The organism is uncultured Psychrobacter sp., from assembly GCF_947495825.1.
GTDB lineage: Bacteria > Pseudomonadota > Gammaproteobacteria > Pseudomonadales > Moraxellaceae > Psychrobacter.
Genome location: NZ_CANMAH010000011.1, coordinates 71,425 through 87,765, shown reverse-complemented (window position 1 = coordinate 87,765; position 16,341 = coordinate 71,425). Strand labels below are relative to the sequence as shown.

13 protein-coding genes are annotated in these 16,341 nt (G+C 41.4%); 7 read left to right on the top strand and 6 right to left on the bottom strand.

Annotated elements, in window-relative coordinates; all coding sequences use genetic code 11:
• Window positions 1-64 precede the first annotated feature (64 nt).
• From fabZ to Q0895_RS11730, 4 genes are all read left to right on the top strand, one after another.
• The gene (gene fabZ / locus Q0895_RS11745) at window positions 65-574 is read left to right on the top strand and encodes a 3-hydroxyacyl-ACP dehydratase FabZ (protein ID WP_299189142.1); all 510 of its coding nucleotides are present in this window, start codon (window positions 65-67) and stop codon (window positions 572-574) included.
• A gap of 184 nt (window positions 575-758) precedes the next feature.
• Window positions 759-1,538 (top strand): acyl-ACP--UDP-N-acetylglucosamine O-acyltransferase, encoded by a 780-nt coding sequence (gene lpxA, locus Q0895_RS11740; RefSeq protein ID WP_299189140.1) that lies wholly within the window; start codon window positions 759-761, stop codon window positions 1,536-1,538.
• Window positions 1,539-1,829: 291 nt separating this feature from the next.
• Entirely contained in the window at window positions 1,830-3,347 is a 1,518-nt protein-coding gene (locus tag Q0895_RS11735; RefSeq protein WP_299189138.1) for a sodium-dependent transporter, read from the top strand.
• A 29-nt stretch (window positions 3,348-3,376) separates the two neighbouring features.
• Window positions 3,377-3,508: a methionine/alanine import family NSS transporter small subunit gene (locus tag Q0895_RS11730; protein ID WP_299189135.1), complete on the top strand. Its 132-nt coding sequence runs from the start codon at window positions 3,377-3,379 to the stop codon at window positions 3,506-3,508.
• Window positions 3,509-3,651: 143 nt separating this feature from the next.
• Here the strand turns inward: Q0895_RS11730 and tgt are convergent, their stop codons facing one another.
• Both tgt and asd read right to left on the bottom strand, forming a co-directional pair.
• Window positions 3,652-4,803 carry a tRNA guanosine(34) transglycosylase Tgt gene (tgt, locus tag Q0895_RS11725; RefSeq protein ID WP_299189133.1) on the bottom strand — a complete coding sequence of 384 codons (1,152 nt, stop codon included), beginning with the start codon at window positions 4,801-4,803 and terminating at the stop codon, window positions 3,652-3,654.
• A 204-nt stretch (window positions 4,804-5,007) separates the two neighbouring features.
• Window positions 5,008-6,141, bottom strand: a complete 1,134-nt coding sequence (gene asd, locus Q0895_RS11720; protein ID WP_299189132.1) for an aspartate-semialdehyde dehydrogenase — start codon at window positions 6,139-6,141, stop codon at window positions 5,008-5,010.
• A gap of 495 nt (window positions 6,142-6,636) precedes the next feature.
• On the opposite strand from asd, the gene Q0895_RS11715 reads away from it, so the two are divergent.
• Window positions 6,637-7,755, top strand: coding sequence for an endonuclease/exonuclease/phosphatase family protein (locus Q0895_RS11715; RefSeq protein ID WP_299189130.1), 1,119 nt, complete (start codon window positions 6,637-6,639; stop codon window positions 7,753-7,755).
• Between the two features lie 464 nt (window positions 7,756-8,219).
• Here the strand turns inward: Q0895_RS11715 and Q0895_RS11710 are convergent, their stop codons facing one another.
• The 3 genes from Q0895_RS11710 to lptD form a co-directional block, all read right to left on the bottom strand.
• Complete coding sequence (locus tag Q0895_RS11710) at window positions 8,220-8,465, bottom strand: hypothetical protein (protein WP_299189128.1); 246 nt, start codon at window positions 8,463-8,465, stop codon at window positions 8,220-8,222.
• Window positions 8,466-8,943: 478 nt separating this feature from the next.
• Window positions 8,944-10,338, bottom strand: a complete 1,395-nt coding sequence (locus tag Q0895_RS11705; RefSeq protein ID WP_299189126.1) for a peptidylprolyl isomerase — start codon at window positions 10,336-10,338, stop codon at window positions 8,944-8,946.
• A gap of 216 nt (window positions 10,339-10,554) precedes the next feature.
• Entirely contained in the window at window positions 10,555-13,650 is a 3,096-nt protein-coding gene (gene lptD / locus Q0895_RS11700) for an LPS assembly protein LptD (RefSeq protein ID WP_299189125.1), read from the bottom strand.
• Between the two features lie 549 nt (window positions 13,651-14,199).
• On the opposite strand from lptD, the gene Q0895_RS11695 reads away from it, so the two are divergent.
• Together Q0895_RS11695 and murU are read left to right on the top strand one after the other, a co-directional pair.
• Window positions 14,200-15,282 carry a phosphotransferase gene (locus tag Q0895_RS11695; RefSeq protein WP_366139951.1) on the top strand — a complete coding sequence of 361 codons (1,083 nt, stop codon included), beginning with the start codon at window positions 14,200-14,202 and terminating at the stop codon, window positions 15,280-15,282.
• A 73-nt stretch (window positions 15,283-15,355) separates the two neighbouring features.
• Window positions 15,356-16,084, top strand: coding sequence for an N-acetylmuramate alpha-1-phosphate uridylyltransferase MurU (gene murU, locus Q0895_RS11690; RefSeq protein ID WP_299189119.1), 729 nt, complete (start codon window positions 15,356-15,358; stop codon window positions 16,082-16,084).
• Between the two features lie 81 nt (window positions 16,085-16,165).
• Here murU and Q0895_RS11685 read toward each other — a convergent pair whose 3' ends face one another.
• Window positions 16,166-16,282: a DUF2474 domain-containing protein gene (locus tag Q0895_RS11685; protein WP_149031854.1), complete on the bottom strand. Its 117-nt coding sequence runs from the start codon at window positions 16,280-16,282 to the stop codon at window positions 16,166-16,168.
• Window positions 16,283-16,341: the final 59 nt, after the last annotated feature.

Genomic DNA, 16,341 nt, shown 5'->3' with positions numbered 1-16,341 from the left:
AGATTATTAACATGAGAACAATTCTACTATCAACAATATGTAATAAAAGCAAGGAAGCCCCTTTATGAGTGCTACAGACATAGATACTTTAAACGACGAAGACATCAAAACATTATCTGAGCAAGGTCTGACGCTGCCGCTAACTTATCATACGCTCAAACATTATTTGCCACATCGTTATCCTTTTATGTTGGTGGACAAGATTACAGCCTGTAAACCTGGTGAGTGTATTACTGGCATTAAGAATGTGACTATTAATGAAGAGTTTTTTAATGGCCATTTTCCTGATGAACCTATTATGCCAGGTGTATTGATGGTTGAGTCTATGGCTCAAGTTTCAGGCGTATTAGGCTTTATTAGTGCAGGTCTAACTGCCGAAGATGGTTATTTGTATTTGTTTGCAGGGGTTGATAAGGTTCGTTTCAAGCGCCGAGTGATTCCTGGTGATCAGCTCATCATCCGTGCCAAAACTGTAATGCAAAAGCAAGGCATTTATAAGTTTGACTGTACCGTACACGTCGAAGATGAGTTGGCCGCCAGCGCTCAAGTGATGATCGCTCGCCAAGAGCAATAAAGAGCTGATGATGAAGGCGTTTGAATAAGTAATAGGCTAGATTTGTTGGAGAATTATGTTAGCATTCGCGATGAGAATCATCATCAACAATAATTTTGGTTATAATTGGTATTAGCCTTGAGGCTAAACTATTGGTATTCTGTTTTACCATTTACTCGCATTAAATGATACAAAGGCCTATATTATGAGTCAGATTCATCCCACAGCGCTCATCTCACCATCTGCCAAGATTGATGAGACAGCTATTATAGGACCATATTGTATCATCGGTGATGAGGTAACGATCGGTGCCTATACTACTTTGCATCGACACGTGGTAGTGACCAAACTCACTCGGATTGGCAAGCATAACCAAATTTACCAGTTTGCAAGTATCGGTGAAAACCCACAAGACCTAAAATATGCAGGTGAGCGTACATGGCTTGAGATTGGCGATCACAACACCATTCGTGAAGCTTGTAGCTTACACCGTGGTACTGTGCAAGATAACAAGTTAACCAAAGTTGGTAACCATAATTTATTTATGGTGAACACTCATATTGCTCATGATTGTATGATAGGTGATCACAATGTGGTTGCAAACAATGTCGGTATTGCAGGACACGTGACGATTGGTAATCATACTATTATTGGTGGTAATTCAGGCATACATCAGTTTTGCCGAGTAGAAGATTACAGCCTAGTTGGCGGTGCTAGTCTAATTTTAAAGGATGTCGCTGCTTTTACTATGGTTTCAGGCAATCCAGCACATGCTCATGGGCTTAATATTGAAGGTATGCGCCGCAAAGATTGGCCACAACAAACCATCGATATATTACGCCAAGCATATGTGACTATTTTTAGATCGGGATTAACGACTGTTCAGGCTCTCAAGATTTTACAAGAGGATTTATTACCAAAAGAACCAAAAATCCAGCTGCTTATTAATTCTTTACAGTATAGCAAACGAGGTGTGGTACGTTAAAGTCTGATAAACCTCTTCTGATATTGTGTACTCTTTTCTTATATTTTTCTATAAATGTCAGCATTTAAAAAAGCCATAACTAATTGTTATGGTTTTTTATGTTTATGAGTACTTGACTTTTTATAATGTTTAGCAGAAACTTTCTAGAGTTATTCAGTAAGATTATAGTAACTTAATTTAATTAAGAAATATTTAATTAATAGATAATTTATAACATTTTTTTTGCTAATTTAGCTATCTCTTGGTTTATGAGATTTGAGTAGCTTACCATTGTAATGTTAGGAGGAGTGTATGGCGGAACCAAGAGAGAATTGGTCGAGTAGGACTGGTTTTATTGTAGCGGCTGTCGGTTCAGCAGTAGGATTGGGTAACATATGGCGGTTTCCTTATGTGGCTTATGACAATGGTGGTGGGGCATTTATGGTGCCTTACCTTATCGCTTTATTAACAGCAGGTATTCCACTGTTGTTTTTAGACTACATTATAGGACATAAATACCGCGCCGCCGCACCACGTGCTTATAAGAAGATGGTAAAGTCTGCCCAGTTTGTAGGCTGGTGGCAGACGCTCGTATCTTTTGTCATTGCTATTTACTATGCTGCCGTCATTGTATGGGCAGGCAGTTATATGCTTTTCTCGTTTGGACAAAGGTGGGGAGAAGATACCACAACCTTCTTTGTCAGTGACTTTGTACAGCATACAGGAGATCTGACCTCTGTATTTGTACCGCAGATGTTCACAGGTCTACTTATCGTTTGGGCATTGGCCATCTTAATTATGTTTGGCGGCATTCGTAAGGGTGTTGAGCTTGCTAACAAAATCTGTATTCCACTACTCATAGTGTTGTTTGGCATTATGGTGTTTAAAGCCGTCAATTTACCAGGTGCACAAGTTGGTTTGAATGCTTTTTTTGAACCAAATTGGGAGAGAATGAAAGATCCTAATGTTTGGCTAGCGGCTTATGGCCATGTGTTTTTCTCATTGTCAGTCGGTTTTGGTATTATGGTGACTTATGCCTCTTACCTAAAAAGAAATACCAATTTAACTGGCGCAGGCTTGGTTGTAGGTTTTGCTAACTCATCATTTGAATTGATTGCTGGTATCGGTATCTTTGCCGCTATTGGTTTTATGGCGATGTCAACAGGTCAAGAAGTCTCTGAGGTTGCTAGTGGCGGCGTAGGACTGGCGTTCTTTGTATTCCCCAAAATCATCTCAACGATGGGTGCTAGTGGTGATTTTATTGGTTTCTTGTTCTTTGGTTCTTTAGTAGTCGCTGGTATTAGCTCTTTAGTGAGTATTCTTGAAGTACCTATTTCAGCTTTTCAAGATAAGTTTGCTTGGTCTCGTAAAAAAGCAGTTGCTGCAATAGGCGGTGTATGTGCCGTAATATCGATTGCGGCGTTCTCTACTGGTAGTTCGCTGGTATTGGTAGATGTCATCGATCATTTTGCGAATAACATTGGTATTGTTGCCGGTGGCTTAATGTCGATTGTATGGGTAACTTGGTTTAATCGCCATAAGATTCCAGGCTTATTAGAACATATTAACCGTATCTCAAGTGTCAAATTAGGCGGCGCTTGGGTATTTATGCTAACCGTTATTACGCCAACTGTACTTACCATTGCTTTAGGATTGAAGCTTATCAATTTGGTCCAAGAGCCTTACGAGGGTTACTCTACTACCATCCTATTATTGTTTGGCTGGGGTGTTGTAGTATTCTTTGGATTAGGGGCGTTTATACTTTCTCGTATAAGAGGTCGTCATGATGAAGAAGATGACAAGTCTCGTTTGATTGATGACGCCCACTAACCAAATTGAAATTTTAATAGGAATTTATTATGACAACATCAGCAATTATTTTTATGATTATTTCAATGTTACTTATATGGGGTGGTTTGATCGCTGCAATTTTGCACTTAAGAAAACATCCTGATATTCCAATGAGTGATTTGCCAAAGGATCATGTTTAAGGACAGTAAGTTTTTTACAGTGATAAAAAACCATATTGCTTAAAAAATGTGAGCATGTGAAAAAAGCCAGTCAGTAAGAAACTGTCTGGCTTTTTTATGTTTGATGGTTTTGCTAAAAGCTTTATAAGTAAATCGTACTTAAATTATCGTAAGTTTAGCTCAGGTACCGTTTGACCACGCTTGGCATAAAACTCACTGACAAAGGTATCGAAGTTATCTTGCTCGATTGCGTCTCTGATGCCTTGCATCAAGCGCTGATAATAACGCAGGTTATGAATGGTAGCCAGCTGCGCCCCTAGCATCTCTTTACACTTATTGAGATGGTATAAATAGGCACGGCTAAAGTTTTGGCAAGTATAGCAGTCACACTCAGGGTCTAGTGGGCCTTCATCGTTACGATACTGGCTATTACGGATACGTACCACGCCTGCATTGTCTGTATCGCCTGTGACGAAGTAATGACCATTACGGGCGTTACGAGTGGGCATAACACAGTCAAACATATCGACCCCGCGGCGTACCGCCTCAACGATGTCCTCAGGCTTGCCAACGCCCATCAGATAGCGCGGTTTGTCTGCTGGCATCGCATCTGGAATATAGTCTAGTATATCCATCATCTCATCTTTTGGCTCGCCGACAGATAGGCCGCCGATGGCATAACCATCAAAACCAATCTCAAGCAGGCCTTCGAGCGATTGCTGGCGCAAATCTGGGTACATACTACCTTGAATAATACCAAACAGCGCATTGGTGCTGCCCAGTCTGTTGTGCTCATCGACGCAGCGCTGGCCCCAACGTAGCGACAGCTCTAAAGACTTTTTGGCCTCGTCGTGAGTGGCAGGATAGGGGGTACACTCATCAAACTGCATGACGATGTCTGAGTTTAAGCTGTACTGAATTTGCATCGATTTTTCTGGCGACAAAAACACCTTGGCACCATCGATGGGCGACTTAAAATTGACGCCTTCTTCGGTGATTTTGCGCATTGCACCGAGACTGAAGACCTGAAAGCCGCCTGAGTCGGTCAAGATAGGCTTATCCCAGTGCATAAACTTGTGTAGGCCGCCGAACTTGTCGATGACCTCAGTACCAGGACGTAACCATAAGTGGAACGTATTGCCAAGGATAATATCAGCGCCAATGGCTTCGATATCGCGCGGCAGCATACCTTTGACCGTGCCGTAAGTACCGACAGGCATAAAGGCAGGCGTTTGTACGTCGCCATGATTGAGATGGACAGTGCCACGGCGCGCACGCGTTTCGCCGCTGGCCGTTTTGTGTAAGACAAATTGCATATGATAACCGCTATGTAAGCTATGAAAATGGCGCTAATTATACCATTGTTAGGAGTTTTTTTGGATATGGATGCCAGTCTCAATTTTGTTGCCATTTATATTATGCGCGGCTCATAGCGCGTTTTGAGGAGTGAACCTAAAAGCGCCATAAAAAAAAGACAGCCATTTGCTGCCTTTCTTGTACTTCATAGTTGAGTTGTAAAATTAGGCGTTTTGCTCGCGGATGATGTTTAGCATACGGCGTAAGGGTTCAGCTGCGCCCCATAGTAGCTGATCACCGACGGTAAATGCACCGAGATATTCAGGTCCCATATTTAGCTTACGTAGACGTCCTAGCGCTACAGTTAAGGTACCTGTTACGGCAACTGGCGTTAAGCGGTTCATAGTGGCTTCTTTGTCGTCTTCGACCACATCTAACCATTTATTGCCGCTATTTTTTAGCGCCGCTTCGATCTCCTCTAGCGGGATGTCTTTTTTGAGCTTGATGGTCAAGCCTTGAGCATGACAGCGCATGGCACCAATGCGTACACACATACCATCAATAGCGATGTTGTCAGCTTCAGAGTTGCCAAGGATTTTGTTGGTTTCGACGCCGCCTTTCCACTCTTCGCGTGATTGCTTGTTTTCTAATTGCGCATCGATATAAGGGATCAAGCTACCTGCGAGCGGTACGCCAAAATACTGCTTAGGAAAGTTGTCTGCGCGCTGGGTCTGCGCGATTTTTTTGTCGATATCAAGAATGGCACTTGCTGGATTAGCCAGCTCGTCCTTGACTGCATCACGTAGCACGCCCATGCCTTCGATAAGCTCACGCATATTGTTTGCGCCTGAACCACTGGCTGCTTGATAAGTCATGGCGCTGACCCATTCTACCCAGCCTTTGTTGAACAGCTCACCGATAGCCATTAGCATCAATGATACCGTACAGTTACCACCGATGAAGTCTTTTTTGCCACTGGCCAGCGCGCTATCGATGACGTTACGGTTAACTGGATCAAGGATAATGATGCTGTCGTCTGCCATACGCAAGGTGCTGGCTGCATCGATCCAGTAGCCATTCCAGCCGCTATCACGTAGGGGTTGATGTACTTTAGAGGTATAGTCGCCGCCTTGACAGGTAATAATTACATCGCACTCTGCTAGCGCATCAATATCATGAGCATCCTTTAATTGACTGGTTTTAATACCGTCAAAGCTTGGTGCATCGCCACCTGCGTTACTGGTCGAAAAAAACACAGGCGTAATACCATTAAAGTCGTTTTCTTCTTGCATGCGTTGTATTAATACTGAGCCAACCATACCGCGCCAGCCCACCAAGCCTACTGTTAAATTACTCATGAAATCTAATCCTATTTACAATCAGTTATTACATCGTCAACCAGTAACAATGCCGTGAATATCCTTAAAAATCAAGGTATTTTAATCGTTTTTCGAAGTTTTTCACACAATATTTACTGTGCTTATTATAACTTTTGGTTATTACTATAGGAATGGTATTCAGTGGAGAGTAGAACCATTAGCTATTAGATTGATCGATATTCGACTATGATGATTTAAATGAGGTTAAGTGAATTTTGCTTTCAATGCTTTACATATTGAATTTGTAATATTTTATGATAGTTTAGGCTTGAGTAATGTTTAGCAATAGGCGATAGTCTTATGAGATGCTAAAGTGTGTACCTGATATAAATATTCAATATACTTACTCGTGTAAGCACGTAGCACAAAAGCTCAGATATCTTAAAAGTAAACTGTACGAGCTTTTGTCATTTAATTTAAGTTAAATATAATCATAAACTTAACCAACAAACTTATAAACGGTTAACACAAACTATGGATCTATCCCTATTATATTACGGCATACAGTGGTTAGCAGGATTCATCGCATTTTTGACAGTCTGGGGCTGGTTACCTTTAGATAATTGGTGGGTACGAGGTGTTGAGTTTCCACGTATTCAAATCATGATTCTTGGTATTGTCGCTTGGGTCGGCATGTTGATGTTTTGGCCAGAGTGGCAACTAGGACAGTGGCTGTTATTTATTGTCTTGAGTATTACGCTGGCTTTTCAGCTTAGAATGGTATTGCCTTATACTAAACTTTGGAAAAAAGAAGTCCAAAATGCAAAAGACAAGCCAGAAGGGCAGGCATATCAACTTAAAATAATGGTATCAAACGTTCTGACTCCTAATGATGAGACACAAAAACTGGTCAATTTGGTCAAACAAAAACAGCCTGATATTTTGATCACTTTAGAAACTGACGATAAATGGGAAAAGGCTCTTAATCAAATTGAGCCTGATTATCCTTATACGGTAAAAGTACCACTGGATAATTTATACGGCATGCATTTGTACTCTAAGCTTGAGCTGATCGACCCTGAAGTAAAGTATTTGATGATAGATGACATACCGTCGATCCACTCGCAGCTGCGTCTGCAAAATGGTCAAGTGATTTGGCTGTACTGCTTGCATCCGATGCCGCCCAGTCCCACTGAGGCCGACAAGTCGACCACTCGCGATGCCGAGCTGCTGATGGTGGGCAAGCACATCAAAGAGCACAATCAAACCGCCATACTGGCAGGCGATCTAAATGACGTGGCATGGTCGAAGACCACGCGCCGTTTTCAGCGTATCTCAGGCTTGCTAGACCCACGTATTGGTCGACATTTTATCAATACCTTTCATGCTGATTATCCGTTTTTGCGCTGGGCATTAGATCATTTATTCCATAGTGCTTGCTTTACTGTGGTTGATATTCAGCGCCTGCCATCTGTAGGCTCTGATCATTTTCCTGTCATGACAATTTTGCAGTACGAACCGGAGGAAGCTGACAAACAAGAGCAGAATGCGCCTACCGCTCAAACTGAAGACATTGAAGAGACAAAAAGCAAAATCGAAGAGGGTAAAAAGGAAGGAGATAAAGTAACAAAAGAACATGCAGATTGTAATTGAAACAATGTCCAAAACACTCTTTTTCTTTTTATTCACTTAAGCGGATAAATGTAAGCAAAAACGTACAATAAATAGAGTTTTTAGCCTCTATCTACCTATATCCGTTTACCATACAATAGTTTCATCAACACAAGGATAGGCAAGGATGCAGTGTTGAGACAATAATGCTATGAGAACAGGTCAGCCCGCTGTCTTATAGGTTATTGTTTAAGACTTAGGATGGGTCATTAAGGAAGAACAATAATAATAACATGAAGCGCTAAAGCCCCGAACCAATTGCCCTAGGTTCGGGGCTTTTCTTTGTGAAACAAATAGCTGAATAAGATGTTATTGTCTTTACCACGCTAGCTGCAAATACAAAAAAGCATATGTATCTATATATGCTTTTAAATAAAAATCATTTATTCATAGTAAAACTTTAGAATAATAACACTTATTCTAACAAGCCATAAAGCCAGCTTTAATTACAAATTGGCTTCTTGTTGTGTCAGTGGAACGATTTTGATAGGTACAGCATATAGCCAAGTCATACCAGCGGTACAATAAAACTTTCCATCACGGAAAGATACGATACGAGCGGTAAAATCATTGTCAATTTGATCACTAATAGCACGTGCATCGCTATCGTCATCTACAGCACACCAAATCTTTTTATCGCCACGATTTAGCATTGCTCGAGTTAAGTCACTGCCAGTTAATGTATTATTCACGCTTATGTATCCTAAATATCAATTATGATTATGGAGTTATAAAAAATGCACGGCGATACATCCTTTCACCTTTATAATATCCTCGATAGTCTGTAAGACCTTAAATTGTGATGTTCTCACTCAAAATAAAACCATCGAGGAAGGACTCCTCGGACTTAGCAAACTGTCGTAGCATTATATTTACTAAACATCAGCTGATTGTTACAGTTATTGTGAATAAAAGTTAGAAACAGTACAAACAACTATAAAGAAACTTGAATAAATGAAAAATTTATGAAGCCAAACCCTAGTTTGCTATATTGATATTAGCACATAAGAAGTTGATTGCAGGTTGTAAAAGTGTTGATATTTTATAGTTATAATATATAAGCTCTAAGCACTATCAATAAAACTTAAGAAAATAAAAAGGACGTATATAAATATATACGCCCTTATGAGTTAATAAATATTATGTAAATAAATGGTAAGGCAACTGACCTTAGTTAAGGACTTGTATATAAGCACCAGCCCGCAATTCTTGTAACCAGTCCTCTTGCGCTTGCGGTGCTAAGCGTTGATAAAGCGCTTGACGAGCCATATTGCGACGGTATTGATCACTGAAATCTTGTTGACGTTTGTCTTCTACTTTTAGAATATGCCAACCAAATTGAGTTTTGAAAGGAGCAGAGTAATCACCGACAGTAGTGTTTTTCATAACATCTTCAAATGGACCAACCATATCTTCTTCGCTGACCCAATCAAGATCGCCACCACGTCCTGCTGAGCCTGGATCATCAGAATAAGTCGATGCTAAATCAGCAAAACTCGCTCCTTGACGTAGCTGATTATATAAATCATTAATCTTCTGTTCAGCGAGAGCATCTGTTTGAAGCTCATCAACTTTAACCAAGATATGACGAGTATGCCACTGCGGTATAATCATGGTATCACTTGATTTTTTGTCAGCTAATTTGATGATATCAATACCTTCAGGGGTCACCAACGGAGCGCTAACAGCACCTACTTCAAGCTTGGTAATTTCGCTAGAGAGCTCTGTAGGTAATGCCGCAGCTTTGTGATAACCCATGTCGCCACCCTGCAATAGGATAGGATAACTGCCTTGAGCCTCAGCGACTGCAGCTTCGACATCGGCGTTTGGTGCTTGCAGGCGAGTACGCAAATCCTGCGCAACTTTTAGTGCCTCACTACGCTGAGCTTCTGATAAGCGACTGTAGTCATCTATGTAAGGTACGCGAATGTGGATGGTTTGATACTCACTTTGATTTAGGCGTTTTGCTTCAGGAGAGCTCAAAAATGCATCAATATCTTGTTCACTGATGCGTACACGGTTAGTGATTTGTCGCTGTTGTAGTGCTTGAATAGCGGCATCTTCAATCAGTTGAGCACGTAAAGCCGCGTAGCTTCCTGCTTGGCTGGCATCTAGGCGCTGCTGTAGTGCACCAATACTGTTAAGGCCTTCAGACTGAGCAATTTGTGCAAGACGTTGATTGATAGCAGCCTCATCAGGCTTTAGGCCGACACGATTGACCAATGATAACTGTAGCTCACGCAATATCAGCGCATTTAGTACCTCAGACTGCAATTGTGCTGAATTAGCGATAGGTTCGCCAGCGGCTTGTGCCCGTGCTTGTGTTTGCGCAATAGCATTTGCTAAGTCACTTTTTAATATAGCATTATCATTGACCAAAGCGATAATACCGTCAGTACTACTAGCAGACGTTAAACGAGCGTTATTATCTTGACTAGATGTTACAGCGTCCGTTTGCGTAACTGCTGGTGCAGCTTGGCTACCAGTGCTTAATAAAATGCCTGCACTAATACTCATAGAAACTAGTACAGCACGGCTGGTCTGGCGTAAAGAAAAAAATCTCATGATGCTCCTCATCAATATCATCGCATCGGATGGTAGTTGAGCAATTATCCTTATGACACGTTGCGAGTTATCGTGCAAATAATTGTGTACTAGATATTTTGCTCATAATATTGTTATGTGATTATTCACACTTGTTTTTCAGTTTATTATACGGCACAGTTTGCTATATTATCGCTCATGCATCTAATTTTGCTAAACTTGGCGTTAGCGTAACTGTCAGTCTTTCCACGCTGTTTGTACTGGCTCAAAACCTAAGACTTTATCTGCCAGTAAGCGAGTCAGACGACTGCTACTACTGCCAAGTCCATTAAGTCTGATCTCTGCCATAACCGCTTGTGTGGGTTTTTCTCTAAGGTTTAGATCATTATAGTAGCGACGACCATAAACTGCAAAACCAATGCAGCAGTCTTCATAATCGATACCAACGAGGGCGTCCAGCATTTTGTCGCTACGATAATCGTACTGACCTTGAGCAAGCACACGCCAGCTATTATTGACAGGGAAAATAGCAGACGCTGTAAACGCAGATAATGGCAACTGATCTGTGTTTTCATCACGTTGACGCTTCACAAAGCCGACGTTAAATAAGCTATTATTTGATGGCTGATAGCGTAATTCTGTCGTAAGGTAATTAAGATCATAGCTATTGTCTAACGCGCCACTGACATCAACCCACACGTTATTGTAAGGTTGAGCACTAGCATTCCATACCATTCCAGAGGAAGACGTGCTAAATACGGGCGTTTGGTCATCAAGAGTGACGCGCCCATCACCATAATAGAATTGCTCTGCAATGCTACCATCAAAACGTGTCACGCCCGTTGCATCGATGTAACGATAATTGATACCTGGCGTGATGGCATGCAAGTCCTGCAAGCGATCATGTCCTAAAAACCAGCTGTCCGAAAATAACTGTTCGTAATTGATAGAAGCAATACGAGTATTAAAGTTAGGAATGTCGTTTTGATCTTCAAAGGGCGAATAAGTGTATTTCAGTCGCGGGCTAAGTAGCTGATATCCACCCATGGTATTGTCGAAAGCTCCAAAGGGTGAGCCTGCACGATATAGATGCAATCCAGCATCGATACTAGCTTGCGGTACAAAGACCGATTGACTGCCATCTTCTTTATTCAACTGGTTGTCTTCTAAACTGTCTTGATCATAAGAGGTATATAGATGTTGTAAGCTAAGCTTTGGTTTTACATAACCCCACGCAGCTTCAATTGGGTAAGTAGTACTGAGTTTATTGTAGACACGTATACCGCTTTTTTCGTCCTCAGAGCCGTCATCAATGGATTTTTTGAAGTAAGCTGAATCATGAACGCCTGTAATGTCAAAGGCATCTAACCAAGGCAGACGATAATTGAGAGATAGCTGCGGCAGGCGTGAGTAGGGTTTGTCTTTATCTTCTAACGCATCGCCCGTACTTGTGAAGGCACTAAGCGTCTGGAACGTTTCAAGCTTTAGCTCACCATTGACATAATCATTGTAATAGTTAAGCCGCCCGCGTCTTGGTAAGTTTAAAGTATTGTCTGATAGACCAAGTGTATCAAAGTCGTTTAAGTAGTCTTCATCAGACACATAACTGTATTTAGCATCGCCGCTCAAACGCGGAATGCTACTCGATGACCAGTAGTGATCATAAAAAAAGCTACTGCGATTCTCCCCATCGTATTCTCTATCGTTGGGTAAGTATGAGCCATTAAAGATGCCCTCGCCATAATCTTCAGTTAAGTAACGAAACTCGCCTGATAGCATAGGATTTCGATTGGTATAAAGATGAGTGTTGAGCGTAGCATCATAGTTGGGCGCGAGGTTAAAATAGTAGGGAATATCGATTTCTAAACCACTCTCGCTACCGATATTCGCGCTGGGTAATAAAAAACCACTACTACGGCGACTGTCTATAGGGAAGTTGAAGTAAGGTAAGTAAAATACAGGGACATCTGCAATACGAAAAGTAGTATCGTAAGCTTCGCCGCGTCCAGTCTCGGTATCTAGATCAATACTTTTGGCATCGAACTGCCATTTACGATTGGTTGGCGGGCAAGTACTAAACATTACCTCATCAAGCTCATACTGAGTATCATTAGGTCGATTCAAACGCTTAGCATAACCGTGTGCCTGCAACTCTACACTGGCAAACGCCACTTCATCAGCAGTAGATTGTCCAGTCTCTGTGTTATATGCTAGATTATCTGCGACCCCAATAAGACCGCCCTTTGCAGCTTTATCAGTGATACTGACTTTACCGCTGCTTTGAGCATTGTTATTATTGGAAGCTTGGTCAGTAAACATGACTTTGCCTTGTGCTGCAGCAATGCCATTAGCCAGATCAAGCGTCACCTTATCGGCTTCGATATGCTGACTACCTTGGTCGATAATGACATTGCCAGATAGCTTAGCATAATCTACATTATTATAATAGCCATAGTCAGACTCCGAAAACAGAGGTGCTTGCTCGTTGGGAATGCCATTAAGGTTGGTGTTTGTCTGTCCGTCTGTTTCGTTGACTGCACGTTGATAATTGGGGTTACGCTTAGGGCTGACCCATTGACCTACACAGCGCTGTGCACTATCCACTGTGTTCGGAAGTAGCTTTAATTCTTTACCTACTTTAGGGATATTTTGAGTTGTGGGCGTTAGTTGATTTCGAACATCGCTTTGTTCAGAGCTTATAGCAGCATTGTTGTTCCTTAAGGTTGATAAATCTGTGTCTGGTGTCAGCTCATAAAACTCTGCTAAACGCATCAGGCTGTCTTGGACACTCTCATCATTGATATCAAGACGGCTATTCTCAACTGCTGGACTCTGCTTTATAGGTTGTTTTGCCTGCTCTGTATTTTTTTTATTGTTACTATCGATATTGTCTTGTGACTCCTTAACATCAATGTTTGAAATTTGAGTGGTTTCAGAGATTGTTAAGGTGGCATTATTAGTATTAGACACTGTACTATTAGCAGCCAAATCATCACTGGCATTGAGTTTTTCGCTAGGGGCTAAGGGATAGCCGTTGTCGTTAGCTTGGTTACCAATTGCCGTATCAGCACTGTGCTTAGCGTTTATAGGATCTACGGTAGACAAAGGAGCAACATCCGTGGTTGTTGTATTGCTCAAGCTGTTGCTATCTCTGCCGCGGTAGTCTTTAGTAGAAGTACTGGCGATACTAGGGCTGTCAGAAATTAGCGGCGCTGCTGCCTGCTTATCATCGTTATCTATCGTGGCAGCGCTTACAGTCAAACCTGTTAAGCTGATGGCACCAAACAAAATCAAACGAATGCTTTGGTAAAGCGGAGAATATAACAAGGGCACACCTATGATTGCAAAGCCTATGGGGTTGCGGTATTTGATTTAGTTGTAGGTTTTAATCTCGCTGTATGTTTAAGCTGAACTGATAAAAACCAGTTTGAAACAATAAAAGCGAGTTAAAAGTAGTCATATTTCTGACTACTATACGGTAATATAAATTTGAATATACCATCATATTACAACTATTGACGACTTATCATAGTCAAAAAAAACCAAATCAGCTACACTATTCATCAAATTTTTTGACGTAGTAAGATGCTTTTAGCGTTGAAGCTTAGCACAGCCTATAAACTGAAGCTTAAAAGAGCTAAAACGTCTAGCTGTTAAAAATAGCTCGTCATTCTAGCAAGTATTTACTTTATTTATTACTACTTTAGCTATTAATGCTTAGTATTTGACAGTTATGTTCTCAATATCATGGTTTTATAATGATCAAATGCTCAAGCTTACTACCTGTTAACCTGCGATGCCCTTATGACAGACAATATACCTTTACAGCCCGATACCAATACGAATCTTAACGCCAGTGCAGTGACCACCACCACTACTACTATGGCTAATAATAATGTGACTAATCGTCAGCAGCAACTAGAGAACTGGTTGCAGCAAGTATTTGTAGATCAGACGTTTATGCTTGATAGCTTACCGGGTGATGCCAGTGCACGCCAGTATCACCGCATACAGCTATTTGATAGCAATAATAGCGATGATATCCCAGTGGCAAGGTATATCGTCATGGATTCTGCTGATGAACAAGATGCCATGCAGCAGTTTGTCAATGTGACTAAACTGATGGCGCCTGTAGTCAATGTACCAGATCTTGTGGCTCAAGATATGGCACAAGGGTTTTTAGTATTACAAGATTTTGGAGCGACAGAGTTTGCGCACTTATTGGTTGATGCACCAGCTAAAAAAGTTGACGATTGCTATCAATTGGCGATGAAGACGTTGATTGACCTACAAAAGACGCCTGTGCAAATAGCTCGCGTAGAGCACGAATTGCCAGATTATGATAGCGCAATGCTCAATCGAGAAATGGATTTGTTCCGTGATTGGTTCATACCTTATATCGGTGTAAGCCTTGATGAGACGTTATGGGAAAATTTAAAAGCAGCTTTAATCAATGATATTTTGACCCAGCCGCAAGTCGTGGTTCATCGTGATTATCACAGTCGCAACTTAATGCAAGATCAAGTAGATCATTCGCGCTTAGGTGTCATTGACTTTCAAGATGCTGTCATCGGTGCGTATACTTATGATTTGGTATCGTTAGTGCGTGATGCTTATGTGGAGTGGCCAGAGAGTCAGGTATCAAGCTGGGTTAATGATTTTTGGCAATTGCAACAGCAGGCAGTGCTACCGACAGCAGACAGTGCTGAGCAGTTTGAGCATGATCTAAACGTGATGGGTGTACAGCGACACCTAAAGGTATTAGGGATTTTTATTCGCTTGTCTGAGCGTGATGGTAAAAACCGCTATTTAGCTGATATTCCAAAAGTCATGCGCGATCTTATCTTTGAGTTAGATTGGTTGGCTGAGCAAGGTTGTGATGCTATGACACAAGCAGTATTGCCGTTTAATCAATGGTTAAAAGATAGCGTATTACCTGCTTATCGAGATAAGTTTGCATCGTGATAAACACTAATGAGTTATAAATAATAATGAATTGAGTCAATTTTTAAAATAATAATATTAATAAGGAGCATACATGGCTGTTATAACACAAGCAATGATTTTGGCGGCTGGCAAGGGGACTCGTCTGCGTCCATTGACTCTTGAAACTCCAAAGCCATTAGTTGAAGTAGGCGGACAGCCGTTAATTGTCTGGCATATTAAGGCGTTACAAGCAGCAGGCATCAATGACATTGCTATCAATGTCTCGTGGCTCGCTGAAAAGCTGATGGATGCCCTAGGCGATGGGTCACAATACGGAGTGAATTTACATTGGTCGGTTGAAGATGATGAGCCTTTAGAGACCGCAGGTGGGATTTTTCAAGCGCTACAAACGGGTAAACTGCGAGATGAACCTTTTATTTTAGTCAACTCTGATGTCTGGACGACGTATGATTTTGCACAATTACAAGATTATACATTGAGCGCCGATCAGCGTGCACATTTATTATTAATTGATAATCCAGAGCATAATGACAGTGGCGACTTTGCTATTAATAATGGGCTTGCCAGTGAGAATCCAATCGGTGAGGCGGACAAATATACCTTTGCTGGTATTAGCGTGATGTCACCCAGATTGGTTGATGGCTTGGTCGCGGGGCAACCAGAGGCGCTAGCGCCACTACTCAAGCAGGCGATGCTTAAGTTTCAGATTACCGCTGAAGTTATTACTAATAATTGGATAGACGTTGGCACACCTGAGCGTTTAGCACAAGTTAACGAGTTTATTGAAAGTAAAGGCGTGGATAATCATTACGGTGCTTGATTAATAAAAAACTTGATAAATAAAAAAGGCAGCGCTAATCATAAGATCAGCGTTGCCTTTTTGTATTAGATAAACAACGTTTTAAACGCCCATTGCCAGTTTGATTAATTGAGCAATAGTAAAAATAACCAAAAAACCTGCCAGATATAGACCAATGAACCATGCCCATTGCGATTGTTTTTTACTGAGCTTTTTCATGGGAACCTCCCCATTTGCTTTTGTTTGCGGCTGGCATCATCTAATTGCGGCAGCCACAG